This is a genomic window from Streptomyces sp. Pv4-95 (assembly GCF_045782725.1).
Lineage (GTDB): Bacteria > Actinomycetota > Actinomycetes > Streptomycetales > Streptomycetaceae > Streptomyces.
Genome location: NZ_CP127172.1, coordinates 1,726,374 through 1,750,578 on the forward strand (window position 1 = coordinate 1,726,374; position 24,205 = coordinate 1,750,578).

21 protein-coding genes are annotated in these 24,205 nt (G+C 73.5%); 10 read left to right on the forward strand and 11 right to left on the reverse strand.

What is annotated here, in order from left to right; translation table 11 throughout:
• Position 1: 1 nt before the first annotated feature.
• From QOM21_RS07810 to QOM21_RS07835, 6 genes are all read left to right on the forward strand, one after another.
• Positions 2-226 carry a hypothetical protein gene (locus QOM21_RS07810; RefSeq protein WP_407549012.1) on the forward strand — a complete coding sequence of 75 codons (225 nt, stop codon included), beginning with the start codon at positions 2-4 and terminating at the stop codon, positions 224-226.
• 316 nt (positions 227-542) lie between these two features.
• Positions 543-770, forward strand: coding sequence for a ferredoxin family protein (locus QOM21_RS07815; protein ID WP_393891784.1), 228 nt, complete (start codon positions 543-545; stop codon positions 768-770).
• 14 nt (positions 771-784) lie between these two features.
• On the forward strand, positions 785-2,179 hold the full coding sequence (locus tag QOM21_RS07820) for an ABC transporter substrate-binding protein (RefSeq protein ID WP_407549013.1): 1,395 nt from the start codon (positions 785-787) through the stop codon (positions 2,177-2,179).
• Entirely contained in the window at positions 2,176-3,105 is a 930-nt protein-coding gene (locus tag QOM21_RS07825) for an ABC transporter permease (protein ID WP_407549014.1), read from the forward strand. Before QOM21_RS07820 ends, QOM21_RS07825 begins: the two co-directional genes overlap by 4 nt.
• Positions 3,102-3,884 (forward strand): ABC transporter ATP-binding protein, encoded by a 783-nt coding sequence (locus QOM21_RS07830; RefSeq protein WP_407549015.1) that lies wholly within the window; start codon positions 3,102-3,104, stop codon positions 3,882-3,884. The genes QOM21_RS07825 and QOM21_RS07830 overlap by 4 nt, the downstream gene beginning before the upstream one ends.
• A 235-nt stretch (positions 3,885-4,119) precedes the next feature.
• On the forward strand, positions 4,120-6,876 hold the full coding sequence (locus tag QOM21_RS07835) for a fumarate reductase/succinate dehydrogenase flavoprotein subunit (RefSeq protein WP_407549016.1): 2,757 nt from the start codon (positions 4,120-4,122) through the stop codon (positions 6,874-6,876).
• A gap of 58 nt (positions 6,877-6,934) precedes the next feature.
• Here the strand turns inward: QOM21_RS07835 and QOM21_RS07840 are convergent, their stop codons facing one another.
• The 5 genes from QOM21_RS07840 to QOM21_RS07860 all read right to left on the reverse strand — a co-directional run bounded on the left by QOM21_RS07840 (position 6,935) and on the right by QOM21_RS07860 (position 12,306).
• Positions 6,935-7,147, reverse strand: coding sequence for a hypothetical protein (locus QOM21_RS07840; protein ID WP_407549017.1), 213 nt, complete (start codon positions 7,145-7,147; stop codon positions 6,935-6,937).
• 162 nt (positions 7,148-7,309) lie between these two features.
• The gene (locus tag QOM21_RS07845; protein WP_407549018.1) at positions 7,310-7,849 is read right to left on the reverse strand and encodes an O-acetyl-ADP-ribose deacetylase; all 540 of its coding nucleotides are present in this window, start codon (positions 7,847-7,849) and stop codon (positions 7,310-7,312) included.
• Between the two features lie 76 nt (positions 7,850-7,925).
• Positions 7,926-9,347 (reverse strand): phytoene desaturase family protein, encoded by a 1,422-nt coding sequence (locus tag QOM21_RS07850; RefSeq protein ID WP_407549019.1) that lies wholly within the window; start codon positions 9,345-9,347, stop codon positions 7,926-7,928.
• A gap of 40 nt (positions 9,348-9,387) precedes the next feature.
• Positions 9,388-10,317: an inositol monophosphatase family protein gene (locus QOM21_RS07855; protein WP_407549020.1), complete on the reverse strand. Its 930-nt coding sequence runs from the start codon at positions 10,315-10,317 to the stop codon at positions 9,388-9,390.
• 150 nt (positions 10,318-10,467) lie between these two features.
• A complete protein-coding gene (locus tag QOM21_RS07860; protein WP_407549021.1) occupies positions 10,468-12,306 on the reverse strand; it encodes a gamma-glutamyltransferase family protein in 1,839 nt (612 codons plus the stop codon).
• Between the two features lie 341 nt (positions 12,307-12,647).
• Between QOM21_RS07860 and QOM21_RS07865 the strand changes: the two genes are divergently transcribed.
• Positions 12,648-13,418, forward strand: coding sequence for an SIR2 family NAD-dependent protein deacylase (locus tag QOM21_RS07865; RefSeq protein WP_407549022.1), 771 nt, complete (start codon positions 12,648-12,650; stop codon positions 13,416-13,418).
• 107 nt (positions 13,419-13,525) lie between these two features.
• On the opposite strand, the gene QOM21_RS07870 is transcribed toward QOM21_RS07865, so the two are convergent.
• The 3 genes from QOM21_RS07870 to hydA form a co-directional block, all read right to left on the reverse strand.
• Positions 13,526-15,100 (reverse strand): NCS1 family nucleobase:cation symporter-1, encoded by a 1,575-nt coding sequence (locus QOM21_RS07870; RefSeq protein ID WP_407549023.1) that lies wholly within the window; start codon positions 15,098-15,100, stop codon positions 13,526-13,528.
• 123 nt (positions 15,101-15,223) lie between these two features.
• On the reverse strand, positions 15,224-16,225 hold the full coding sequence (locus QOM21_RS07875) for a TIGR03842 family LLM class F420-dependent oxidoreductase (RefSeq protein WP_407549024.1): 1,002 nt from the start codon (positions 16,223-16,225) through the stop codon (positions 15,224-15,226).
• Positions 16,226-16,236: 11 nt separating this feature from the next.
• Positions 16,237-17,643 (reverse strand): dihydropyrimidinase, encoded by a 1,407-nt coding sequence (gene hydA / locus QOM21_RS07880; protein WP_407549025.1) that lies wholly within the window; start codon positions 17,641-17,643, stop codon positions 16,237-16,239.
• A gap of 505 nt (positions 17,644-18,148) precedes the next feature.
• Between hydA and QOM21_RS07885 the strand changes: the two genes are divergently transcribed.
• Positions 18,149-19,033 carry an ABC transporter substrate-binding protein gene (locus QOM21_RS07885; RefSeq protein WP_407549026.1) on the forward strand — a complete coding sequence of 295 codons (885 nt, stop codon included), beginning with the start codon at positions 18,149-18,151 and terminating at the stop codon, positions 19,031-19,033.
• Positions 19,034-19,145: 112 nt separating this feature from the next.
• Here QOM21_RS07885 and QOM21_RS07890 read toward each other — a convergent pair whose 3' ends face one another.
• The 3 genes from QOM21_RS07890 to QOM21_RS07900 form a co-directional block, all read right to left on the reverse strand.
• A complete protein-coding gene (locus QOM21_RS07890) occupies positions 19,146-20,459 on the reverse strand; it encodes an aspartate aminotransferase family protein (protein WP_407549027.1) in 1,314 nt (437 codons plus the stop codon).
• Entirely contained in the window at positions 20,456-21,298 is an 843-nt protein-coding gene (locus QOM21_RS07895) for a nitrilase-related carbon-nitrogen hydrolase (RefSeq protein WP_407549028.1), read from the reverse strand. Before QOM21_RS07895 ends, QOM21_RS07890 begins: the two co-directional genes overlap by 4 nt.
• Before the next feature lie 127 nt (positions 21,299-21,425).
• A complete protein-coding gene (locus QOM21_RS07900) occupies positions 21,426-22,910 on the reverse strand; it encodes a hypothetical protein (protein ID WP_407549029.1) in 1,485 nt (494 codons plus the stop codon).
• 157 nt (positions 22,911-23,067) lie between these two features.
• Here QOM21_RS07900 and QOM21_RS07905 point away from each other — a divergent pair, with 157 nt between their 5' ends.
• Both QOM21_RS07905 and QOM21_RS07910 read left to right on the forward strand, forming a co-directional pair.
• Entirely contained in the window at positions 23,068-23,499 is a 432-nt protein-coding gene (locus QOM21_RS07905; RefSeq protein ID WP_407549030.1) for a MarR family winged helix-turn-helix transcriptional regulator, read from the forward strand.
• Positions 23,500-23,599: 100 nt separating this feature from the next.
• A complete protein-coding gene (locus QOM21_RS07910) occupies positions 23,600-24,160 on the forward strand; it encodes an isochorismatase family protein (RefSeq protein WP_407549031.1) in 561 nt (186 codons plus the stop codon).
• Positions 24,161-24,205: the final 45 nt, after the last annotated feature.

Sequence of the window (24,205 nt, forward strand, 5' to 3'; positions counted from 1 at the left end):
CATGCCAGCCGAACGCATCCGCCAGCACACGAGCCAGGTCCCGGCCACCCGCCGTGGCCGGCTCCGCGCCGACCGCGCCCGGCAGCTCGCCGACCCGGCGCCGCGCGGGCGCCTGGCCGGGTGTACCGGCAGCCGGCCGCCGTACGGCTGTCCCGACGCGGGCGCGCAGCAGGGACCCTGCCGACCTGCCCGCAGGCTCGAACTCCGCACTCCCCCAAGGCCGTAGGGACAAGCGAGCAACCCGCAAGGGGCCGGGAGAGGGGTCGGGAGAGCAGGGCCCCGGTAGGGGGACCGCAGTACCACCCGGGAACGCGCCGATTCGCACCCGAGTCCTGCCGACGAAGCGCGCCCGCCGATGGTGGACAGCGCGCTGCTTTCGCCCTGTCCGCTCCCGACTCACCGCCGGTCCGCCGGTCTTCGCCGCACCCGCCGCCGCTCCGGATTGCTCCGGACCGCTCCGGACTGTTCCGCCCTGTTGTGCCCCGCTGCGCCCACTCGCAGCACTCTCATCCGCCCACCCGCACCGTGTTCTGGAGACCGCCATGCCTCTCGCACCCCAACGCGCCGACGTGCCCGTGACCATCGACGAGTCCAAGTGCATCGACGGCTGCACGCTCTGCGTCGACATGTGTCCGCTCGACTCGCTCGCCATCGACCCGGCAAGCGACAAGGCGTACATGCACGTCGACGAGTGCTGGTACTGCGGCCCGTGCGCCGCCCGCTGCCCGACCGGCGCGGTCACGGTCAACATGCCCTACCTGTTGCGATGAAAGGTCTCCCGCTCATGCTGCCGCCCCCGTCCGCGCCCCCGCGGGCCGGCCGCCCGGCCCGCCGTGCCGCGCTCGCCGCCGCCCTGTCCACGGCCCTGCTGTCCTCGCTGACCGCCTGTGGCACCGCAGCGGACGCCTCGGACGGCAACACGGTGACCGTGACCGTCGGCTACCAGTCCAAGACCATCAACACCGTCACCGCCGGCACCCTGCTGCGCTCCCTCGGCTCCTTCGAACGCGAGCTGCGCGCCCAGGGCCGCCGCGACGGCAAGACGTACAAGGTCGTCTGGCAGGACTACGCCACCGGTGCGCCGATCACGGCGCAGATGGTCGCGGGGAAGGTCGACATCGGTTCGATGGGCGACTTCCCGCTGCTGCTCAACGCGGCCCGCGGCAAGCAGCTGGACTCCCCCACCAGGCTGATCTCCACCACCGGCTACAACCTGCGCGGCGCGCTCAACACCGTCGTCACCGCGCCCGGCTCCCGGCTGCGCTCGCTCGCGGACCTGCGCGGCAAGAAGGTCTCCACCAGCGTCGGTTCGGCCGCCGACGGCACCCTCGTACGGGCTCTCCAGCAGGCCGGGATCGACCCCGAGCGCGGTATCCACAAGCTCAACCAGCAGCCGGCGGTGGGTGCTTCGGCCCTGCAGTCGGGCAGCGCGGACGCCCTCTCGCAGTTCGTGGCCTGGCCGGGCCTGCTCGCCTTCCAGGGCAAGGCGAAGGCGCTGTACGACGGTGGCGCGCTGAAGCTGCCCACGTTCCACGGCGTCACCGTGCGCGACGCGTTCGCCGACCAGCGGCCTGCCGTGGTCAAGGCGTTCCTGACGGCGCAGCGTGCGGCGACGCGGTATCTGCAGGACCATCCCGTCGATGCCGCCCAGCGGGTGGCGAAGTCCACCGGACTGCCGCCCGAGGTGGTCTACCTCTACAACGGCGCGGGCGGCATCGCGACCTTCGACCCCACCCTCAAGCCGGCCCTCGTCGCGGCCCTGAAGAAGGACGTCGCGGTGCTCCGGGCGGCCAAGCTGACCGGCCCCGTCGACGTGGACGCGTTCGTCGACGACCAGTACGTCAAGCAGTCGTACGGCAGCGGCTACGCCAAGGCGCGGCGCTCCACCGCCCATCCGTCGGCGCACGAGGTGTGGTTGCGCGGCGAGGACCGGACGCACTCCTTCGCCTCGCCGGCGGACCTGCTGCGGTTCGCCGCCGCGCACCCGGGCCGGGTCCGGGCCGCGTACGTCGCCGACGCGACGACCGGCACCCGCTGGTTCGCGAACCGGTCGGTCTGGGTCCGCGACGGCGAGCGGCTTCTGCCCTTCGCCACCGGTGCGGCCGCCCGGCACTGGGTGGAGGGCCATCCGGGCGCCCGCACCGTCACTTACGCCGCCGCGCTGGAGCGTGCCGAGTGAGCGCCCCGGCCGAGCAGGCGGCACCCGTGGCGGGTGCCCCGAAGACCGGCGCTCCGGCCCGGAACGGGCGGCGCAGGCCCTGGGGCCGCCACGCCCGCCGCGCCGCCTCGATCCTCACCGCACTGGCCCTGTGGCAGCTACTCACACACTTCGGTGTCAACGGGTGGCTGCGCTTCTCGCAGCTGCCGACCGTCACCGAGACCGCCCACGAGTTCGGCCTGCGGCTCGCCCGTGCCACCTACTGGCAGGACCTCACCGACAGCCTCACACGCATCCTCAGCGGCTTCGCCCTCGCGGCGGCCCTCGGCATCGCCGTCGGCACCGCCGTCGCCCGGTCGCCGCTCGCCGCCGATCTGCTCGGCCCGCTGCTCGAAGTCCTGCGCCCCATACCGGCGATCGCGCTGGTGCCGGTCGCGATCCTGCTCTTCCCCGGCAATGAGCAGGGCATCGTCTTCATCACCTTCGCCGCCGCGTTCTTCCCGGTCACCGTCTCCACCCGGCACGCCGTACGGGCCCTGACGCCGGTCTGGGAGGAAGCGGTGCGCACCATGGGCGGCGGGCGGTGGCGCGTCCTGTGGTCGGTGGTGCTGCCCGGTGCTCTGCCCGGCATCCTCGGCGGACTCTCGGTGGGCATCGGCGTCGCCTGGATCTGTGTGATCTCCGCCGAGATGATCTCCGGCGAGTACGGCGTGGGCTACCGCACCTGGCAGGACTACACGATCGTCGACTATCCGGGCGTCTTCGTCGGCATGGCCACCATCGGTCTGCTCGGCTGGCTCACCTCCACGGCGGTGGAGGTGCTGGGCCGCCGGGTGACCCGCTGGCTGCCGCGCACCACCGCCGCCCGTCCCGAGCCGTCCACCGGCAGCGCCCGGTGGCGGCCCGGCCGCGCCGCCCCTACCCGTGGAGAGCGAGCACCGTCGTGACCAGTACCGACGTCACCACTTCCGTCCCCTCCCCGGCGCCGGTCCGCGGCGTGCGGCTGACGCTCCGTGACGCCGCACTCGGCCGCCCCGGCAGTCCCGTACTGCGCGGCCTGGACCTCGATGTCGCCCCCGGCGAGATCCTGACCGTCGTCGGACCGTCCGGCTGCGGCAAGTCCACCCTGCTGCGGACCCTCGCCGGTCTGCTGCCGCCGCTCGGCGGGCAGGTCGGGCAGGAGGGGGAGCCGATCGACCGGCCCGCCGCCGACCGGGCGCTGGTCTTCCAGGAGGACGCGCTGCTGCCCTGGCGCAGCCTGCGGGCCAACGTCGTCCTGCCGCTGGCCATCCGGGGCGTACCGCGCGCGGAGCGCCGTGCGCGGGCGGACGACTGGCTGGGGCGGGTAGGGCTCGCCGAGCACGCCGGCCGGCTGCCGCACCAAGTATCCGGCGGTCAGCGGCAACGCGCGCAGCTCGCCCGCGCCCTGGCGGGGGATCCGCGTGCCGTCCTGATGGACGAGCCGTTCGGCGCCCTCGACGCGCAAACCCGCGCCGGGATGCAGGAGTTGCTGGTGTCGGTGCTGCGCGGCACGCACTCCACCGTCGTCTTCGTCACCCATGACGTGGACGAGGCGCTGTTCCTCGGCGACCGGGTCGCGCTGCTCGGCACCGGGCGGATGCGGGCGGTCCCCCGGCCACGGGAGCGCGCCGCACACCGTGACGCCGCGACGGTCGCGCTGCGCCGCGAGATCCTCGCCTCGCTCGGCGACCGTACGACGGACTGAACGGCGCACCCGACCGGCGCGCCACGGACGCCCCCACCGGCATGCCCGCCGGCACCGGCCTCGGCCGCCTCGCGGCCGGGCCGGTGGACGGTACGGCCCCTGCCCCGCCACCGACCTGCCCCCTTGACGGCCCGTCAACGGCTCACCACCTCCGCCACCCGGCTCCCGCGCCCGTCAACGGGCCGGCTCGTCACTCCCCCTGACCGGCGTGACACGGCAACTGAAAGGCACCGCCATGGAGATCCCCGCCCTCGAAAGCGCCGAGGAACTGTCCTGTGACGTCCTCGTCATCGGCGGTGGCACCGCCGGCACCATGGCGGCCCTCACCGCCGCCGAACACGGCTCGTCCGTACTGCTGTTGGAGAAGGCACACGTCCGCCACTCCGGCGCGCTGGCCATGGGCATGGACGGCGTCAACAACGCGGTCATCCCCGGCCGTGCCGAGCCGGACGACTACGTCGCGGAGATCACCCGCGCCAACGACGGCATCGTCGACCAGTCCACCGTCCGGCAGACCGCGACCCGCGGCTTCGCGATGGTGCAGCGGCTGGAGTCGTACGGCGTGAAGTTCGAGAAGGACGAGCACGGCGAGTACGCGGTGCGCCAGGTGCACCGCTCCGGGTCGTACGTCCTGCCCATGCCCGAGGGCAAGGACGTCAAGAAGGTCCTCTACCGGCAGCTGCGCCGCCGCGAGATGCGCGAGCGGATCCGCATCGAGAACCGCGTCATGCCGGTACGGGTGCTGACCGCCGGCGGCCGGGCGGTGGGCGCGGCGGGATTCAACACCCGCACCGGACAGTTCGTCACCGTCCGCGCGGGCGCGGTGATCCTCGCGACCGGCGCCTGCGGACGGCTCGGCCTGCCCGCCAGCGGATACCTCTACGGCACCTACGAGAACCCCACGAACGCCGGCGACGGCTACGCCATGGCCTACCACGCGGGGGCCGATCTCACCGGCATCGAGTGCTTCCAGATCAACCCGCTGATCAAGGACTACAACGGCCCGGCCTGCGCCTACGTCGCCAATCCCTTCGGCGGCTACCAGGTCAACCGGCACGGCGAGCGGTTCGTCGACTCCGACTACTGGTCGGGCCGGATGATGGCCGAGTTCGCCGCCGAGGTCGCCTCCGAACGCGGCCCGGTCTACCTCAAGCTCAGCCACCTCCCGGAGGAATCCGTCGCGGCTCTCGAAGGGATCCTGCACACCACCGAACGCCCCACCCGGGGCACGTTCCACTCCGGGCGCGGGCACGACTACCGCACCCACGACATCGAGATGCACATCTCCGAGATCGGGCTGTGCGGCGGGCATTCGGCCTCCGGCGTACGCGTCGACGAGCACGCCCGCACCACGGTGCCCGGTCTGTACGCGGCGGGCGACCTGGCCTGCGTGCCGCACAACTACATGATCGGCGCCTTCGTCTTCGGTGACCTGGCGGGCGCCGACGCGGCCCGGTGCACGCCGTACGAGGGCGCGTTGCCCGCCGGCCAGCTGCGCGCCGCCCACGAGCTGATCTACCGTCCGCTGCGCCACCCCGACGGCCCGCCGCAGCCGCAGGTCGAGTACAAGCTCCGCCGCTTCGTCAACGACTACGTCGCACCGCCCAAGAGCGGCGCCCGGCTGTCGCTCGCCGTCGAGCACTTCGAGCGGATGCGGGACGACATCGACGGCATGGGCGCCCGCACACCGCACGAGCTGATGCGGTGCGCCGAGGTCAGCTTCATCCGCGACTGCGCCGAGATGGCCGCGCGGTCGTCCCTGGCACGTACCGAGTCCCGCTGGGGCCTCTACCACGAGCGCACCGACCACCCGCACAGCGACGACACCGACTGGCTGCACCACCTGGACCTGCGCAAGTCGGCGTCAGGAGCCATGGAGTTCACCGCGCGGCCGGTCGATCCCTACCTCGTCCCGGTCGAGGAGTACACCCCGGTGGGCGGCGCCGCCCGTTTCATCGGCGAGGTCCACCCCGAACAGGTCGCCACCGCCGGGCGCCGCGACATCCCTCCGGTGGGATCCGGCGCGCGGACGCCCGGCGATTCCGGCACAGCGGCGCCGGGCGGCGACGCGGGACCTCCGGCAGGCGCGGACGGCGAGATCGAGGCGGCGCACGTCCCCGGCCGCTCGCCGCGCATCCTGGAGCTGCTCGCCCTCACCGAGGAGCAGCCCGGTCTCGCGGCGCTGCGCGGCTACCTCGACGACGCCGACCCGGCGGTCCGCCGGGCCGCCGTCGCCGCACTGACCGAGAGCCTCCCGGACGGCACAGGGCCGGTGCTGGCCGCGCTCCTCGCCGACGCCGATCCGGCGGTCCGCGCAGCCGCCGCCGCGTCCCTGCGGGAGCTGGTGGAGGTGCTGCCGGCGGAGGCGGCGCTGCGCGAACCGCTCGCCGCCGCCCTCGGCCGGGACGACCCGCGCGTCAGCTCGGCGGCTCTTGAGGTGCTGCGCGCCCTGCGCCTCGGCGACGCGGCCCTCTTCACGACCGCGCTCGACGACCCCGCCGTGGAGGTGCGCGTCCAGGCCGTGCGCGCCCTGGTCTCCGTCGACGCGGCCGGCGCCCTGGCCCGCGCAGCCGCCGACCCCGCACGCGAGGTACGGGTGGCCGTGGCCCACGGTCTTGGCACCCTCGGCGGGCCGGAGGGGCTGAAGGATCTGGTGGGCGACGGCGACATCCTCGTACGGGCCGCGGCCCTCACCGCCCTGGCGACCACCGGCTGCCCGCCGCCCTTCGACGCGGCCGCGGTGACCGCGCTCGGCGACCCGGCCTGGCAGGTCCGCACGGGTGCGGCCACCGCCCTGGCGGCCGCGGACGCCGACCCGGCCGTGCCCGCGCTGCTGTCCGCGCTGACGGACCGGCACGCCGACGTGCGCAAGGCCGCGGTACGCGCCCTCGCGGCCCACGCCGGGCGGCCGGGCGTGCGCGAGGCCCTCGCGGGGATGGCGTCCGACGCGGACGCGGACGTCCGCGCCTACGCGCTGCGGGCGGCCGGCTGACGGATGCGGGGCGGGGCCGTGTGGGGCGGGGCGGAGCGAGCGGTTCGCCCACGCCCCGTCACCTGGCCGTGCCCTTCCCCAGGTTGCCGCTGATGGTTTCCAGCTGGGCCCGGATGCCGGTCAGCTCGCGCAGCATCTCCCGCTGGTGGAGCGCCTGGGCGATCTGCGTCAGCGCCGCCGCCTTCGCCCCCGGGTCCGTGATCTTGGCCGCCAGTTCCTTGGCGTCGTCGAGCAACTCGCTGGTCTCCGCGCTCCAGTGCTGTTCGGACATGTCGCTCTCCTGCCGTTGCGGATCTTCGGCCCGTTGCGGATCTTCTGCGTCACCTCTGCCCACCCCTTGGGCCGCGGAACCACGACGGGGCCCCGCCCCTTGGATTCGGACCGCATCGGACCAGGGCGCCACGGCGCGGGCCGGCGAGGGACACGTCCGGCGTCAGCGCACCTGCGTGGCGAAAGCCGCGTACGCGCGCTCGTCGAAGAGGACGAAGCGCACCTCCTCCACCGCCGTCCTCGCGGCCCGCACGGTTTCCACCGCGATCCGGGCGGCGTCGTCCAGCGGCCAGCCGTAGATGCCCGCGGAGATGGCGGGGAAGGCGACGGTGCGGGCGCTCAGCTTGTCGGCGACGCGTAGCGACTCGCGGTAGCAGGAGGCCAGCAGGTCGCTGCGGTCCTCGGAGGCCGCGTACACCGGGCCCACGGTGTGGATCACCCAGCGGGCCGGGAGCCGGCCGGCGGTGGTGGCGACGGCCGCGCCGGTGGCCAGGCCGCGGCCGTAGTGGGAGGCGCGCAGGGCACGGCAGGCGGCGAGGATCTCGGGACCGCCGCGGCGGTGGATCGCGCCGTCCACTCCCCCGCCGCCCAGGAGGGAGGAGTTGGCGGCGTTGACCACGGCGTCCACGGTCTGTTCGGTGATGTCACCCTGGACGAGGGTGAGGGCGACGGCGGAGTCGTGACCGGAGTCGGAGGCGCTCATGTGCCGAGCCTAGGGCGTGTCCCGCGGAGTTGCCGGTGGACGACGCGGGCCGGGCCGACGACCCGGCCCGCCGCGTCTACCGGCCCGCCGCACGCAGGCGGCGCCACACCGCCTTGGCGGCGTGGTGCCCCGACATGCCATGGACCCCGGGGCCGGGCGGTACGGCCTGCGAGCAGAGGAACACGGCGGGGTGGGCGGTCTCGTAGGGGACCCGGGTCAGCTTGGGCCGGACGAGCAGGCGCAGGCCGGCCGCGGAGCCGGTGGCGGTGTCGCCGCCGACGTAGTTGGCGTTGCGGGAGGCGAGTTGGGGCGGCCCGGCGACCGCGCGGGCCAGGACGAGGTCGCGGAAGCCCGGGGCGAAGCGCTCGATCTGCCGCTCGACGACGGCCGTGGCGTCGCCTTCCCAGCCGTTGGGGACATGGCCGTAGGCCCAGAAGACGTGCTTGCCCTCGGGGGCGCGGGTGGCGTCGGTCAGGCTGGGCTGAGCGGTGATCAGGAACGGCACGGACGGGTCCCGGCCCTGGGTGGCGGCGTCCAGCGCGGCGCCGATCTCCCCGCTGGTGGGGCCGATGTGGACGGTGCCGGCCCGGTGGGCGTCCTTCGCCGTCCACGGCACGGGACCCGAAAGCGCGTAGTCGATCTTGAAGACACTGGCGCCGTACTGCACGTCGCGGTAGGCGTTGCCCAGGCCGGCGATCCTGGCGAGGGCGGTCGGCGAGGTGTCGAAGACATAGGCGCGGGCCGGCGGCAGATCGTCGAGCCGCTTGACCTCGAAGTCGGTGTGCACCACACCGCCGTGGGCGCGCAGCAGACCGGCGAGCGCGTCGGAGATGGCCTGGGAGCCGCCGCGCGGGATCGGCCAGCCGTGCGAGTGCGCGGCGAGCGCGAACATCAGGGCGATGCCGGAGGTGCCGAGACCGCCGAGCGGAGCCATGGAGTGCGCCGCGAGGCCGGCCAGCAGGCCGCGCGCCTTCTCGTCGTGGAAGCGGCGGTTGAGGAGCGGGACCGGCTGCATCGCGACCAGCCCGAAGCGGGCGTAGGTCAGCGGGTCGCCGGGGAGGCCGAGCCACTGGGTGCGCAGGAAGTCGCGCGCCATGGCGTCCCACTTGCCGATGAACGGCGCGACGAGCCTGCGGTAGGTCCCGGCGTCGCGCGGGCCGAAGGACATCGCGGTCTCGCCCACCGACCGGCTCAGTATGGCGGCCGTGCCGTCCGGGAACGGGTGGGCCATCGGGAGGTCGGGCTGCAGCCACTCCAGGCCGTAGCGCTCCAGCGGCATGGTGGCGAAGGCGGGCGAGCCCAGCCCGAGCGGGTGCACGGCCGAGCAGGGGTCGTGGCGGAAACCGGGGAGGGTCAGCTCCTCGGTGCGGGCTCCGCCGCCGATGGTGTCGCGGGCCTCGAAGACTTCGACGGACATTCCGCGGCGGGCCAGTTCGACCGCCGCCGTCAGCCCGTTGGGCCCCGCCCCGATCACCACGGCATCGAGCATCCTCGGCACCTGCGCCACTCCCCTCACGTCCGGCCCTCGCCGTCGAGGGTCAGTTGGCGGCTGCCAGCAGTCCGAGGATACGCCGCGCGGTCTCCTCGTCCCTCGCCGCGGTGAAGGGCAGCGCGTTGTCGCCCTCGATGCGGAACGGCTCACCGGCGACCGTGCCGCTCGCGCCGCCGGCCTCGTGCACCAGGAGCAGCCCGGCGGCGTGGTCCCAGCAGTTCTCCCAGCTGAAGGCGGTGGCGTCGATCTCGCCGCGGGCGACGTGCAGATACTCCAGGCCGGCCGAACCGCAGGGGCGCGGGGCGATGCCGCCGGTGTCCAGGGCGGCGAGCACCCGCTTCTGGTCGTCGTCGGTGAAGTCGTAGTGGGAGATGGCCACATCGAGGACCGCGCCGGAGGCGGCGGTGCCGGTGCGCAGCGGGACGCCGTTCAGCTCGGCGCCGGCGCCGAGGCGGGCGATGGCCATCAACTCCAGTGCGGGGGCGTACGTCCACGAGGCCAGCACCTCACCGCGGTGGGCGAGGGCGACCAGCGTCGCGAAGCCGGGGTCGCCGTGGACGAACTGGCGGGTGCCGTCGACGGGGTCGACGATCCAGACCGGGGCGTCGCCGTGCAGCGCCTGGAGGACGGTGGGGTCGGCGTGGACCGACTCCTCGCCGACGACCAGGGAACCGGGGAGCAGAGCGGTCAGCGCGGCGGTGAGGTGCTCCTCCGCCAGCCGGTCGGCGCTGGTGACCAGGTCATGCGGGCCGTTCTTCTCGACGATGTCGTCGGCGGCGAGCCGCCGGAAGCGCGGCATGATCTCGTCGGCCGCGGCCCGGCGGATCGCGGTCTCCACGGCGGCGAAATCGAGCGCCGAAAGGTCGGGGGCGGCGGACCGGGGAACGGCGGGACCGGCGGCGGTCGGGGTGACGGCGGCCACATCGGCGGTATTCGCGGTTTCTCCCGAAGGTTGGGTACGAAGTGCATCGATCATGTATCCATCGAACCACGCCCCACTGACACGAGGGCTGGACGGCAGGTGAACTCCGGATGCCGCGGACGGCACGGCCGGACGCCGCCGGGGCCCGCAGGGCGGGGCGTGCCACCGACCGCCCCGGCCCCCTTTACCCGCTTCCGTTCCTGGTCAGCGCCCCACCGCGTACCCCTGCATGCCCCGCGGATTCGCCCCGGCGGAGAGCACGCCCGTCTCCGGATCCCTCAGCACGGCGCACAGCCGCCCTTCCGACCAGGCGTCACCGACCGTCACGAGGTGACCACGCCGGCGCAGCGCCTCGATGGCCGGCACGCCGATGCGGGACTCCACGGTGACGCTGCCGGGCCGCATGGCGCGGGGGAAGAAGGAGCCGGGGAAGGAGTCGTTGTGCCAGTTCGGGGCGTCGATGGCGCCTTGCAGGTCGAGGCCGCCGCGGACCTCGCGGCGGAGTACGGCGGCCAGGAAGAAGTGCACCTGCCACTGGTCCTGCTGGTCGCCGCCGGGTGTGCCGAAGGCCATGACCGGGATCCCGTCACGCAGCGCGAGGGAGGGTGTGAGGGTGGTGCGGGGGCGGCGCCCAGGGGTGAGGGAGTTCGGCAGCCCGTCCTCCAGCCAGGCCATCTGCAGCCGGGTGCCGAGAGGGAAGCCCAGGGCCGGGATGACCGGGTTGGACTGGAGCCAGCCGCCGGAGGGCGTCGCGGAGACGAGGTTGCCCCAGCGGTCCACGACGTCGATGTGGCAGGTGTCACCGCGGGTGGCGCCGTCCCGGTCGATCTCAGGGGCCACCTCGGAGGGCACGCCGCGGGCGACGGTCGGCTCCCCCGCCCCGCTGCCGGCGGCCCCCGTGGCGTCGAACGCGTCCTCGCCCGCCGCGACCGCCAGCGCGTGCTTGCTCAGCCTGGGGGTACGGCCGTCGGGGCTGCCCGGCCGCAGCGCGTACGAGGCGCGCTCACCGATAAGGGCTCGGCGGGCGGCGTTGTAGTCGGCGCCGAGCAGGGTGTCGAGCGGCACGTCGTCGGCGTCGCCGTACCAGGCCTCGCGGTCGGCCATCGCGAGCTTGGTGCCCTCGATCAGCAGATGGACGTAGTCGGGGCTGCCGTACTCGGGCAACTCATCGGGCAGCAGGGCGAGTTGCTGGAGGAAGGACGGGCCCTGGGACCAGCCGCCGGCCTTGGCGACGGTCCAGCCGTTCCAGTCGTGGGTGACGGGCTCCTCGTAGGTGGCGGAGAAGGCGGCCAGGTCGTCGCCGGAGAGGGTGCCCGCGTGGCGTTCCCCCGAGGTGTCCTTGGCCGGCCGGGCGGCGAAGTCGGCGAGGGCCTCGCCGATGAAGCCCTCGCGCCATACCCGGCGGGCGGCGTCGATCTGCGCCTCACGGGCCGCCGAAGCCGCCTCCGCCTCGGCGATCAGCCGGCGCCAGGTCGCGGCCATCGGCCGGTTCCTCAGCAGGCCGCCCGGGGCGACGGACCTGCCACCCGGGAGGTAGATCTCCGCGGAGGTGGTCCACTCCGTCTCGAACAGCTCGCGGACCGTCTCGACCGTCTCACCGATGCGTTCGACGGCGGGGTGCCCGTGCTCGGCGTAGCCGATCGCGTACCGCAGCACCTCGGCGAGGGTCTTGGTGCCGTGGTCGCGCAGCAGCAGCATCCAGGCGTCGAAGGCGCCGGGCACGGCGGCGGCGAGCGGCCCGGTGCCGGGGACGAGGTCCAGGCCGAGTGCCGTGTAGTGCGCCACGCTCGCCCCGGCCGGGGCCGGGCCCTGGCCGCACAGCACCCGCACCGGTCCGCCGACCGGTGCCAGGATGATCGGCACCTCGCCCGCCGGCCCGTTCAGATGCGGCTCCACGACGTGCAGCACGAACCCCGCGGCGACCGCGGCGTCGTAGGCGTTGCCGCCGTCCTCCAGGACGGCCATCGCGGACTGGGACGCCAGCCAGTGCGTCGTGGAGGCCATCCCGAAGGTGCCTTGGAGAGTCGGGCGGGTGGTGAACACGGGGCTCCTCGTTCTGTGTGCGGGCGGGCGGGTCGGGCGGTCACCGTGCGCGGGGGCGGTCGCGGAGAGCGGCGGGGAGGGTGGCCGTCGGGCCGCCCGCACCCCCGTCGGCCACCTCCCCGGGACGGCCGGATCGTATGCACGCCGACGAGTCGCTGACGCCCTGCACCGGGCCCGGCGCCGTGGTTCGGCGGTGGGCACCTCCCCGAAGATCCGCCCGGCGTCGGACGGTGGACCCGCCGCAACCGGCCCCGCCGCTCCCCCCTCCCGGGCGTCCACGACACCGAGGAGCGAGCAGAAGTGACAGGACGGCAGGCGCACCGGCTGCGTACGCTCGCGGCATGACCGGCACCGACCCGACTCCCGACCAGCCGTCGTCCCCGCAGCCGTCCCACCGCCCGCTGGTGGCGATCCTGAGCGGGGCGGGCATCTCCACCGACTCCGGGATCCCCGACTACCGCGGCCCGAACGGGGTGTGGCGCCGGGACCCGGAGGCGGAGAAGCTCGTCACCTACGACGCGTACATGGCCGATCCGGAGATCCGCCGCCGCTCCTGGCGGATGCGGCAGGACAGCCCGGCGTTCCGGGCGCGGCCGAACGCCGGCCACGAGGCCGTCGCCCGGCTGGAGCGGTCCGGGACGCCGGTGCGTGTCCTCACCCAGAACGTCGACGGGCTGCACCAGCTGGCGGGGGTGCCCCCGCGCAAGGTCCTGGAGCTGCACGGCACCATCCGTGCCGTGACCTGTACCCGCTGCCATGCCCGGTCCTCGATGGAGGAGGCGCTGGCCCGGGTGGCGGCGGGCGATCCCGACCCCGCGTGCCTGGTGTGCGGCGGCATCCTGAAGTCGGCGACGGTGATGTTCGGCGAGCATCTCGACCCGCAGGTGCTGGGCACGGCGCTGGGCGTGGCGAAGGCCGCCGATGTATTCCTGGCGGTCGGCACGACGCTCCAGGTGCAGCCCGCGGCCTCCCTGGCCGGGGTGGCGGCCGAGCACGGCGCCCGGCTGATCATCATCAACGCCGAGCCGACGCCGTACGACGCACTCGCCGACGAGGTGGTCCGCGAGCCGATCGGCAGCGCGCTCCCGGAGCTGCTGGCGGACCTCGCCTGACGCGGCCCGCCCGGCTCCGTCGCCCGGCACGGCGGCGCGGCGGTACGGCGGCGTGACCCGCCGCACCGCCGCGCCCGTTGCGGGCGCGGGCGTGTGCGCCGGGCGGCTCAGTGCGGCCCGGCGGTCCGCGTGGCCGGCCTGCGGTGGGCGCGCGCCGTGGGCAGCATCAGCAGGGTGTAGAGGAGCAGCGAGGCGGTCAGCCCCACGGCCCAGCCGTAGTCGGCGAGCGGCTTGAGGACGGGGACGAGCCCGTCGGCCGGGAAAGGCCCCTTCCCCGGCTGGGAGTACGAGCCGCCGACGGCGAGCAGCCCGCCGACGCCGAAGGCGGCAACCGCCCGCCAGTTCCAGCCGTGCGCGTACCAGTAGCGGCCGTCGGGCCGGTAGAGGTCGGCGAGGTCGAGCAGGGTGCGGCGGACGATCCAGTAGTCGGCGATGAGGATGCCGGCGACGGCGCCGAGCAGACCGCCGACCACACCGAGCCACAGGAAGATGTACAGCTCGGGGGTGGCGGTGAGCTTCCACGGAAGGATGAGGACGCCGACGACGCCGGTGATCAGGGCGCCCCGGCGGAAGGTGAGGAAGCGCGGGGCGAGATGGGCGAGGTCGTAGGCGGGCGAGACGACGTTGGCCGCGATGTTCACCGAGATCGTCGCGATGAGGACGGTCACCAGTGCGAAGACCAGGCCGAAGACGTTGTCGGTCTTGCCGGCCAGGGCGACCGGGTCCCAGATCGGGGCGCCGTAGACGGCCTGCGAGCCGGAGGTGACGAAGACCGACAGCAGCGCGAAGGCGGTCATGGTGGTGGGCAGGCCGAGCGTCTGGCCCCAGATCTGGGCCCGCTGCCCGGCGCCGAAGCGGGTGAAGTCCGGGATGTTGAGGGAGAGCGTCGCCCAGAAGCCGATCATGCCCATCAGGGACGGGAAGAAGACCGGCCAGAAGTCGCGGTCCCAGCCGAGGGTGCCGGGCTGATCCAGGAGCGGGCCGAGGCCGCCGGCCTTGCCGGCCATCCAGATCAGCAGCACCACGGCGCCGATGAGGACGAAGGGGGCCGCCCAGTTCTCGAAGCGCCGGAGGGTCTCCATCCCCCGGTGGATGATGGCGAGTTCGAGGGCCCAGAAGGCGAGGAAGCAGAGCCACAGTGTCCACGGGTAGCCACCGATGACCGCCGCGTCGGCCCAGCTCCCGCCGGTTATCTTGCCCAGCAGGATGTAGATGCCCTGACCGCCGATCCAGGTCTGGATGCCGAACCAGCAGCAGGCGACCGCCGCCCGGATCAGTGCCGGGAGGTTGGCGCCGCGCAGTCCGAACGACGCACGGGCCAGAACGGGGAACGGTATGCCGTACTTCGGCCCGGCGTGGCCGGTGAGCAGCATCGGCCCGAGGACGACGACATTGGCCAGCGCGATCGTGAAGACGGCCTGCTTCCAGTCCATGCCGAGCGCGACCAGGCCGGAGGCGAGCGTCCAGGACGGGATGTTGTGGGCCATCCCGATCCAGAGGGCCGCGAAGTTGTAGGTGGTCCAGCGGCGTTCGGCCAGGGGCACCGGGCGCAGGTCGGCGTTGACGTACCGGCCGTGCGGCTCGATCGCGCCGGGCGACGGCTCGACGCGGCCGTCCGCGGTGCGCGGGTGGGTGGACGGCTCGGGGACTTCCGGCGGGACGGGTGGCGAGGTGGCGGTCATGCGGAGACCTTTCGTCCGGACACGGGCCGCCGGCCGCCGGGCGCGGCGGCCCTGCGCGCGACGGCCGGGGTCTCCCCGGCCACCGCGGCGCAGTTCCGCAACTGCCCCCGGTCCAGCGCCTGTTCAGTCGGCGAGTGCGGGAATGATCCGTTCTCCGTACGCGTCGAGGGTGGATTCCTTGGCGTCGTGCATGGCGTAGACCGCGAACTGGTCCACGCCCAGATCCTTCAGCGCCCGGAGCTTGTCGATGTGCGCCTCGGGCGGGCCCAGCAGGCAGAACCGGTCGATGATCGCGTCCGGGACGAAGGCGGTGTCCGGGTTGCCCGCCCTGCCGTGGTGGGAGTAGTCGTAGCCCGCGCGGGCCTTGATGTAGTCGGTCAGCTCCTCGGGCACCATGCCGGAGTGCTCGCCGTAGCGGCTGACGAGATCGGCGACGTGGTTGCCGACCATCCCGCCGAACCAGCGGCACTGCTCGCGGGCGTGCGCGAGATCGTCGCCGACGTAGGCGGGCGCGGCCACGCAGATGGTGACGTCGGCGGGGTCGCGTCCGGCGTCCGCGGCGGCCTTGCGGACCGCTTTGATCATCCATTCGGTGAGGAAGGGGTCGGCGAGCTGGAGGATGAAGCCGTCCGCCAGCCGGCCGGTCATCTCCAGGGCCTTGGGGCCGTAGGCGCCCATCCAGACCGGCAGTTTGCCGTCCTTGATCCAGGGGATCCGGATCCGGTGCCCGCCCACCTCCGCCTCCCGGCCCTCGGCCAGGTCGCGGATGACGCCGATCGCCTCGCCGAGCCGGGCGAGGGTGTTCGGTGGCCGGCCGGCCACCCGCATCGCGGAGTCGCCACGCCCGATGCCGCAGACGGTGCGGTTGCCGTACATCTCGTTGAGGGTGGCGAAGGTGGAGGCGGTGACCTCCGGGGCCCGGGTGGAGGGGTTGGTGACCATGGGGCCGACGATCAGGCGCTCGGTGTGTTCCAGGATGCGGCTGTAGATGACGAACGGCTCCTGCCACAGCACCACCGAGTCGAAGGTCCAGCCGTAGCGGAAGCCGTTACGCTCGGCGCGGCGCATCAGGGAGACGACAGCGGATGCGGGCGGGTCGGCCTGCAGGACAACTCCGAAGTCCACGGCGGCGCTCCTTAGATGAGGTACTGGCAGGTGCCGCGCGGGATGTACTGCCCGTGTCCCGCGCGCCCGGCGAACTCTCGGCGGTCGATGACGAGTTCACCGCGTGAGAGGACCGACTCGACCTGTCCGGTGAGGTGCTTGCCCTCGTAGGCGGAGTAGTCGACGTTCATGTGATGGGTGTCGACGGAGAGGGTCTGTTCGGCCGTGGGGTCGTAGATGACGATGTCGGCGTCGGTGCCGGGGGCGATGGTGCCCTTCTTCGGATAGAGGCCGAACATCCGGGCCGGGGTGGCGCAGGCGATCTCGATCCAGCGGCGGCGGCTGATCCGGCCCTCCACCACGCCCTGGTGGAGGAGGTCCATGCGGTGCTCCACGCCGGGCATACCGTTGGGGATCTTGGAGAAGTCTCCGCGGCCGAGTTCCTTCTGCCCCTGGAAGCAGAAGGGGCAGTGGTCGGTGGAGACGACCTGGAGGTCGTTGGTACGCAGTCCCCGCCACAGCGCCGCCTGGTGCTCCCGGGGCCGCAGCGGCGTGCTGCACACGTACTTGGCGCCCTCGAAGTCCGGTTCCGCGAGATTGTCCGTCGACAGGAACAGGTACTGCGGGCAGGTCTCGCCGAAGACGTTCAGCCCCTTGTCCCGGGCCTGGGCGATCTCCGCGAGGGCTTCCTCCGCGGAGACGTGCACGACGTACAGCGGCGCGTCGGCGACCCGCGCCAGCTGGATCGTGCGGTGGGTGGCCTCGGCCTCCAGCAGCACTCGCCGGACCTCGCCGTGGTAGCGCGGATCGGTCTTGCCCGCGGCCAGCGCCTGTTCGACGAGCACGTCGATGGCGATGCCGTTCTCGGCATGCATCATGATCAGCCCGCCGTTTCCCGCGGCGCGTTGCATCGCGCGCAGGATCTGGCCGTCGTCGCTGTAGAAGACGCCGGGGTAGGCGGTGAACAGCTTGAAGGACGTGACGCCCTCGGCGACGAGCAGGTCCATCTCCTTGAGCGTGTGCTCGTTCACGTCGGAGAGGATCATGTGGAAGCCGTAGTCGATGGCGCACTGCGCGTCCGACTTGGCGTGCCAGAGATCCAGGCCCTCACGCAGCGCCTGGCCGCGGGACTGGACGGCGAAGTCGACGAGGGTGGTCGTACCGCCCCACGCCGCGGCCCGGGTGCCGGTCTCGAAGGTGTCCGAGGAGAACGTCCCGCCGAAGGGGAAGTCGAGGTGGGTGTGGGCGTCGACGCCGCCCGGGATGACGTATCTGCCCGTGGCGTCGATGTGGCGGTCCGCGGACTCCCGCCAGCTCTCGGCCGCCGCGCTGCCCTCGGCCGCGAGGGCGGCGACCCGGCCGTCCTCCACCAGGACGTCGGCGTGGACCTCGTCGGCGGCGGTGATGACCAGACCACCGCTGATGACCGTACGGCTCACAATCCCTGCTCCCTTCCACACGAGCAACATCGGCGGCACCGGGAGGCGAAGCTCGACGCGCACCATCCCCTCGGCATGCCTGCTCCGCTGACGCCGCGCCACAACCGGTCTACACCCGTAGATTCCGGTCGAGAAGGAGACCGTAGAAGCATGTCACCCACGGTGGCAATACCGTGACCGTTAATCAGCGGAGACGTTCGTGTTGCCCGGATGATCGGCTGGACGGTTGAACCGCGCGCGGGGCGGGACGTGCCGGCCGGGCGCCCCCGGGCCGTCCGCGGAGGGGTGCGAGGGCGCCGCACTGGGCAGGTAATCGCCGAAGCCGGCCGAGCCCTCGACGGGAGCGGGGATCGACGGACGGCACCGGCGGGCGCGAGTGGCGCCGCACCACCGGGCCCACGGCCGCGCGACGGGGGCCGGCGCCGGCAGCACGGACCGAGCCGGCCGACGGCGCCGGGGAGGTCTTCGGGACGAGGACCACAGGACGTCAGAGAGGCGACACGTCATGGAGCAGAGCACACCGTGGGAGTTCTCCGACGACCGCGGGCGCCTGGCGGTGGCCGGCGAGCGACCGTTACGGATCGTGGCGTACATACAGGCGGGGGCGACGCTGTGGGACCACGGCATCCGCCCCGTGGGGCTGTTCGGGTCCCAGCACGACGGCGCCGCCCCCGATCCCGCCAAGGGCGGAGAGCTGCCGCTGGCGGAGATCCCCTACCTCGGATCGGGCGGCGCGCTGCATCCGGACACCCTGCTGGAGGCGGAACCCGACCTCGTGGTGGCCGTCACCTACGACGGCGACCAGGTCTACGGGCTGGAGCAGAAGACCGCGCTGGAGCTGGAGACGCATGTCCCGGTGGCCTGCGTCGCGGTGGGCCCGGGGCGCGGGCTCGCCGAGGTGCGCGAGCGGTTCGCCGCGCTCGCCGGCTCCCTGGGGCAGGGTGAACCGATGCCGGTGGCAAGGGAGTTGGACGCGTCGGAGGACGACCTCCGGCAGGTCTGCGCAGGCCCGGTGCGGCCGCGGGTGGTGGCACTCTCCCCCGCGGGCCCGGATCGCGTGCACCTGGCAAGGCCCGGCGCCTGGCCGGACCTGCGGGCGCTCACCGAGCACGGCGTCGGCCTGGTGGAGCCGGCGGCCGGGTCGGGCGCGAACTGGTCCACGGTCGGCTGGGCGGAGGCCGCGGCGATGGACCCCGACATCGTGCTGATGGACGTCCGGGTCAACGCCGCCCGCCCCGAGCAGCTGCGGACCGACGCGCACTGGAGGGCGATCGAGGCCAGGGCCCGGGTCCTGCCGTGGAACCCCGAGGCACCGTGCAGCCGGCGCGCGCACACCCGGTTCTTCACCCTGGTGGCGGAGACCGTGCGGGAAGCGGCCGGCACGGCGTGAGACCGCCGGCGGTCCCTGGCGGGCCGTCAGCCGACGGTTCGTGGGACGGTTCCCGGCCGCGGCCGCGGCCAGGACAACTCCCTCGCCCCGGCCGCGGTCACGCCCCGCACCGCTACGACGCGGTCGACTTCACCTGCGCCTCCTGCAACGCCTCGGCGAGCAGCTCCGCGCCCTCCTCGGCCTCGGCGACGTTCAGCGACATCGGGGGCGCGATCCGGAGCGACGCCCCGCCCTGACCGCCCTTGCCGATGAGCAGGCCGCGCTCCCTGGCTGCCTCCAGCGCCAGGTTCGCCGCCTCCGGCGACCGCTCGTCGGTGCCCGGCCGGACCATCTCGACGCCGATCATCAGACCCCGGCCGCGCACCTCCCGTACGACGTCGAGCCGGGCGGTGATCGCCCGCAGTCGTTCGATGAGGAGGCCGCCGACCCGCCGGGCGTTGCCCTGCAGGTCGTGCTCCAGGAGGTAGTTGAGGTTGGCGAGGCCGGCGGCCATGGTGACCGGGCTGCCGCCGAAGGTCGAGATGGAGTTCGCGCTGAGCGAGTCCATCACCTCGGCGCGGGCCACCACGCCGCCGATGGACATGCCGTTGCCGATGCCCTTCGCGAAGGTCAGCAGGTCGGGCGGGCCGTTGTCGGCGTGCGCCTGCCAGCCCCAGAAGTGCTCACCGGTGCGGCCCCAGCCGGTCTGCACCTCGTCGCTGATCCATAGGATGCCGCGCCGGGCGAGGACCTCGCGGAACGCCGCGTAGAGGCCGTCCGGCGGCGCGGTGAACCCGCCGACCCCCTGGATCGGTTCGGCGATCAGCGCGGCCACACCGCCCGCGGTCTGGTCGAGCATGTCCTCCAGGTCCGCGACGCAGGCGGCGATGTACTCGCCGTCGCCCAGGTGCGCGTACGGGCCGCGGCTGCGCACCCCGCCGTGGACGTAGAGCGTCTGCAGCGGCGAGAGGCTGGTCGGGGACCAACTGGCGTTGCCCGTGATGCCGATGGAGGAGAACGACCTGCCGTGATAGCTGTTGCGCATCGCCAGGATCTGGTTGGAGCGGCGGTGCGTGGTGGCCAGCAGCAGGGCCGCGTCGTTGGCCTCCGTACCGGAGGTGGTGAAGAAGACGCGGGCGTCGGGGATCCCGGAGAGCGCGGCGATCCGCTCCGCCAGGTCCACCATGGGGCGCGAGAGGTAGAGCGTCGAGGTGTGGATGATGCGGCCGGCCTGTTCGCTGACCGCCTTGGTGACCTCGGGCAGCGCGTGCGCCGTCATGGTGGTGAGGATGCCGCCGAAGAAGTCGAGGTAGCGGTTGCCCTCGGCGTCCCAGACGTAGCGGCCCTCGCCGTGGGTGATCTCCAGGGGCCGCTCGTAGTAGAGGCTGAGCCAGGAGGGCAGCACGGCGCGGTGCCTGCTGTGCAGGGTCGGGGAGTCGTGCGTCACGGCTGCACCAGTCCTTCGTACGCGTCGGGGCGGCGATCGCGGTAGAACGCCCATTGCCTGCGCACCTCGTCGATCAGCGAGAAGTCGAGGTCGCGGACGATCAGCTCCTCCTTGGAGTCGCTGGCCACCTCGCCGACGAACTGACCGCGCGGGTCGACGAAGTAGCTGCTCCCGTAGAAGTCGTTGTCGCCGTACTCCTCCACACCGACCCGGTTGATCGCCGCGATGAAGTATTCGTTGGCGACCGCGGCGGCGGGCTGCTCCAGCTGCCACAGATAGGCCGACAGACCGCGGGAGGTGGCGGAGGGGTTGTAGACGAGCTGGGCGCCGTTGAGACCCAACTGGCGCCAGCCCTCGGGGAAATGGCGGTCGTAGCAGATGTAGACGCCGACCTTGCCGACGGCGGTGTCGAAGACCGGCCAGCCGGCGTTCCCCGGCTTGAAGTAGAACTTCTCCCAGAAGCCCTTGACCTGCGGGATGTGGTGTTTGCGGTACGTCCCGAGGACGGTGCCGTCGGCGTCGATGACGGCCGCGGTGTTGTAGTAGAAGCCGGCCTGCTCGATCTCGAAGACCGGGACCACGATCACCATGCCGGTCTCCCGGGCGAGGTCCTGCATCCTGCGTACGGTCGGCCCGTCCGGCACCGGCTCGGCCCAGCGGTAGTGCTCCGGATCCTGCACCTGGCAGAAGTACGGAGCGTTGAAGACCTCTTGGAAGCCGATCACCTTCGCGCCCTGCGCGGCCGCCGCCCGGGCGTACTCCTCGTGCTTCGCGATCATCGATTCGGTGTCGCCGGTCCAGGTCGCCTGGACCAGTGCGGCACGCACAACATCGGCCATGAGCTGCTCCTTTGTCGGTGCGTCAGCCTGCAGGCCACGCGGGTCTACGCGTGTGGAGGTGACCGTAAGCCCCGTCACGCACGGTGGCAAGACCATCTCTCGCTGCGGCGCGTCCGCGGTGGCGCGGTCAGGCGGGGCCGTCGTGACCCGTCGCGCGCAGCGCGTGCGCGATATCGCTGTGCCGGTGCGGCGAGACGTCGGTGGCCGCGTCCAGGAGCAGGGGCCCGAGTGTGTCGGGGGCGACCGCGGCCATGGCGGCGGACTCCTCGGGCGTACGGGCACGGACGAGCGCGGCGAGCAGTTCGCGGGCCTGTGCCGTGCGGTTCCGTGCCAGCAGTTCCAGCGCAGCCCTGCCCACCTCGGCGACGGGGCGGGCCACCCCTTGCCGGAGCAGCTTCGCGCTGTCCTCCGTGCGGCCCGCGCCGGCCAGCGCGTCGGCTGCGGCGGCGAGCCCGTCGGGCGGCAGGCACGCCGCTTCCCAGAGCAGGGTGGGCACGTCGGAGCCGAGGCCGGCGCGCTCCAGTTCGCCGATGAGGTGCGGGAGTTCGCGGGCCGGGCGGTTCGCGGCGGCGCACAGTTCGGCGTGCGCGAGGCCGCCGTCGCCGGCCGCGCGCAGGTGCGCGAGGCGCGCCACGGCGTCGGCGGCGGCCCGGTGCGCGACGGGATCGACGACGGCGGGGGCGGCATCCTCGGCCGGGGGGACATCGTCGTAGGCACCGGCGAACCGGGCTCCGCGCGGGGTGGCGGCAGCGGGCACGCCCTGCCGGTCATCCGCCGCGTCCGGCGCCGGTACCGGCGGGGTGAACGGGCCGATGGCCGGGAGCAGCGGCGCGGCGTCCGCCGCATCCGCCGCATCCTCGGTCGGCTCCAGCCCCGCAAAGCGTGCGCCACGAGGCCGTCCTGCCCCCTTGCCCTTGGGGGGCTTCTTCCCCTTGCCCTTGGCCTTGGTCCGCGCGCCCCGCTCGGGCGCCTGCTGCGGTGCGGCCTCCACGGCGGCGCCCGCGGAAGCCGCCACGGCGGTCTCCGCTGCCGCGACCGGCCCCACCGCCCGCAGCGGAGCCGGGAACTCCGTCGGCAGGGCCGTAGCGTCCGTCGTCTCCGCCTCGGCCCTGCCGAGCGCCTCCAGCCGGGCGCCGAGCTCGCGGACCCGCACGCCCGCGCGGGTGCAGTCGTCCTCGGCCCAGGCCAGTTCCTCGGCCAGCCGCTCGCCTTCCGGCGTACCCGTCGCCGCCCACACCGCTCCCTGGAGTTCGCGGGCGCGGAGGGCCGCCTGCTGGTGCTCGGCCCGCATGATGTCCAGCCGCTCGCGCAGCGCGTACCGGCCGCCCGGCGTGGCGTCATGGTCCGCGACCGCCCGTGCGTGCAGCTGCCGGGCCCTCGGTACCGCGTCCCCCAGGGGCTGGTCGCCACGCGGCCCGGCAAGGTCGTGCAGCATCGACTCCACCACGTCCCACGGGGGCACGTCGCGGCCCTCCAGGCAGGCGCGCATGCCCTCCGGGTCACGGTGCACGAAGACTCCGTACCATCCGGCCGCCGGGTCGAGCCGATGCGCGAGATCGGTCAGAAAGTGCGCGAACTCCGCCACCGGCCGACGGAGTTGAGTCTCCGACATGCCTGCACCCCTCCCCTGCGACCGGACTCCCCCATCCGCCCGCATTCGACACCAGGGATGTTTCCGCGAGGGTGACCGCCGTGCTACAGGGAGTTTTCCTGCGCCGCACACAGCAGCCAGCCTAAAAGTTCAACTGTTGAACTTTTAGGCTGGCGGCATGCCGGAAAACGAGCCGGAAGAGCTTGCCGCCGACCTGGGCGCCACCGTGGCCCAGCTGATGCGGCATCTTCGCGCTGCGTCCCCCCAGGGCGAGTTCACCCCCACCCAGCGCTCGGTCCTCTCCCGCATCGACACCCGGGGGCCGGCCACCACCGCGGCGCTCGCCCGCGCGGAGCTGGTCCGCCCGCAGTCGATGCGGGTGACCCTCGCTGCGCTGGAGGAGCGCGGTGTTCTCGCCCGCAGCCCGCACCCGACCGACGGACGGCAGGTCGTCTTCTCCCTCACCGACGAGGGCCGCCGGACGCTCGCCGCCGTACGGCGGGCCAAGCACGACTGGCTGACCGTGGCCATCACCGACCGGCTGACCGCGGAGGAACGCCGCACACTCGCCGCGGCGGCCGGGCTGATGCGCCGGCTGACACAGGGTTGACCGCCCGCCGTCGCCCACGCCCCACGGACCGGCCCGCCGGTCCGGGAGGCTGACCGACGGGGGCTGTTCCGCGCCGCCCCCACCCCTACGAGGAGCCACCATGCCCGCCACCACGCTCGATGCCACGTCCGCGCTGGTCCTGATAGACCTGCAGAAGGGCATCGCCGCGTTGCCCACCGTCCACCCCGCCGACGAGGTCATCGCACGCGGCGCCCGGCTGGCCGCCGCCTTCCGCGCGCAGGGGCTGCCCGTCGTCCTGGTGAACGTCACCGGCGGCGCCCCGGGCCGTACGGAGACGGCGGCGCGCGGCGGCACCCCGCCGGCCGACTGGGCCGAGCTGGTCGACGCACTCGACCGCCGGCCCGAGGACATCCTGGTCACCAAGAAGCAGTGGGGCGCCTTCCACGGCACCGGCCTCGACCTGGAGCTGCGCCGCCGCGGCGTGACGCAGGTGGTGTTCGCCGGCATCGCCACCAGCATCGGAGTGGAGTCCAGCGCCCGCGCCGCCCACGAGCACGGCTACCACGTCACCGTCGCCACCGACGCGGTCACCGACCTGGACGAGGGCTCACACCGCCACGCCCTGGAGAAGATCTTCCCCCGGCTGGGCGAGACCGACACGACGGACGCGATCCTCGCCCTCCTCGACGGCGACCGATGAGGCGCTGAGGCTGCCGGCCCGACGGCGGATCAGCGCCGTCCGGCG

Bases quoted from the DNA above. Each gene is read 5' to 3' on its own strand.
- QOM21_RS07810 (WP_407549012.1), top strand. From the start codon at position 2: ATGCCAGCCGAACGCATCCGCCAGCACACGAGCCAGGTCCCGGCCACC.
- QOM21_RS07815 (WP_393891784.1), top strand. From the start codon at position 543: ATGCCTCTCGCACCCCAACGCGCCGACGTGCCCGTGACCATCGACGAG.
- QOM21_RS07820 (WP_407549013.1), top strand. From the start codon at position 785: ATGCTGCCGCCCCCGTCCGCGCCCCCGCGGGCCGGCCGCCCGGCCCGC.
- QOM21_RS07835 (WP_407549016.1), top strand. From the start codon at position 4,120: ATGGAGATCCCCGCCCTCGAAAGCGCCGAGGAACTGTCCTGTGACGTC.
- QOM21_RS07840 (WP_407549017.1), bottom strand. From the start codon at position 7,147: ATGTCCGAACAGCACTGGAGCGCGGAGACCAGCGAGTTGCTCGACGAC.
- QOM21_RS07845 (WP_407549018.1), bottom strand. From the start codon at position 7,849: ATGAGCGCCTCCGACTCCGGTCACGACTCCGCCGTCGCCCTCACCCTC.
- QOM21_RS07855 (WP_407549020.1), bottom strand. From the start codon at position 10,317: ATGATCGATGCACTTCGTACCCAACCTTCGGGAGAAACCGCGAATACC.
- QOM21_RS07865 (WP_407549022.1), top strand. From the start codon at position 12,648: ATGACCGGCACCGACCCGACTCCCGACCAGCCGTCGTCCCCGCAGCCG.
- QOM21_RS07870 (WP_407549023.1), bottom strand. From the start codon at position 15,100: ATGACCGCCACCTCGCCACCCGTCCCGCCGGAAGTCCCCGAGCCGTCC.
- QOM21_RS07885 (WP_407549026.1), top strand. From the start codon at position 18,149: ATGGAGCAGAGCACACCGTGGGAGTTCTCCGACGACCGCGGGCGCCTG.
- QOM21_RS07895 (WP_407549028.1), bottom strand. From the start codon at position 21,298: ATGGCCGATGTTGTGCGTGCCGCACTGGTCCAGGCGACCTGGACCGGC.
- QOM21_RS07900 (WP_407549029.1), bottom strand. From the start codon at position 22,910: ATGTCGGAGACTCAACTCCGTCGGCCGGTGGCGGAGTTCGCGCACTTT.
- QOM21_RS07905 (WP_407549030.1), top strand. From the start codon at position 23,068: ATGCCGGAAAACGAGCCGGAAGAGCTTGCCGCCGACCTGGGCGCCACC.
- QOM21_RS07910 (WP_407549031.1), top strand. From the start codon at position 23,600: ATGCCCGCCACCACGCTCGATGCCACGTCCGCGCTGGTCCTGATAGAC.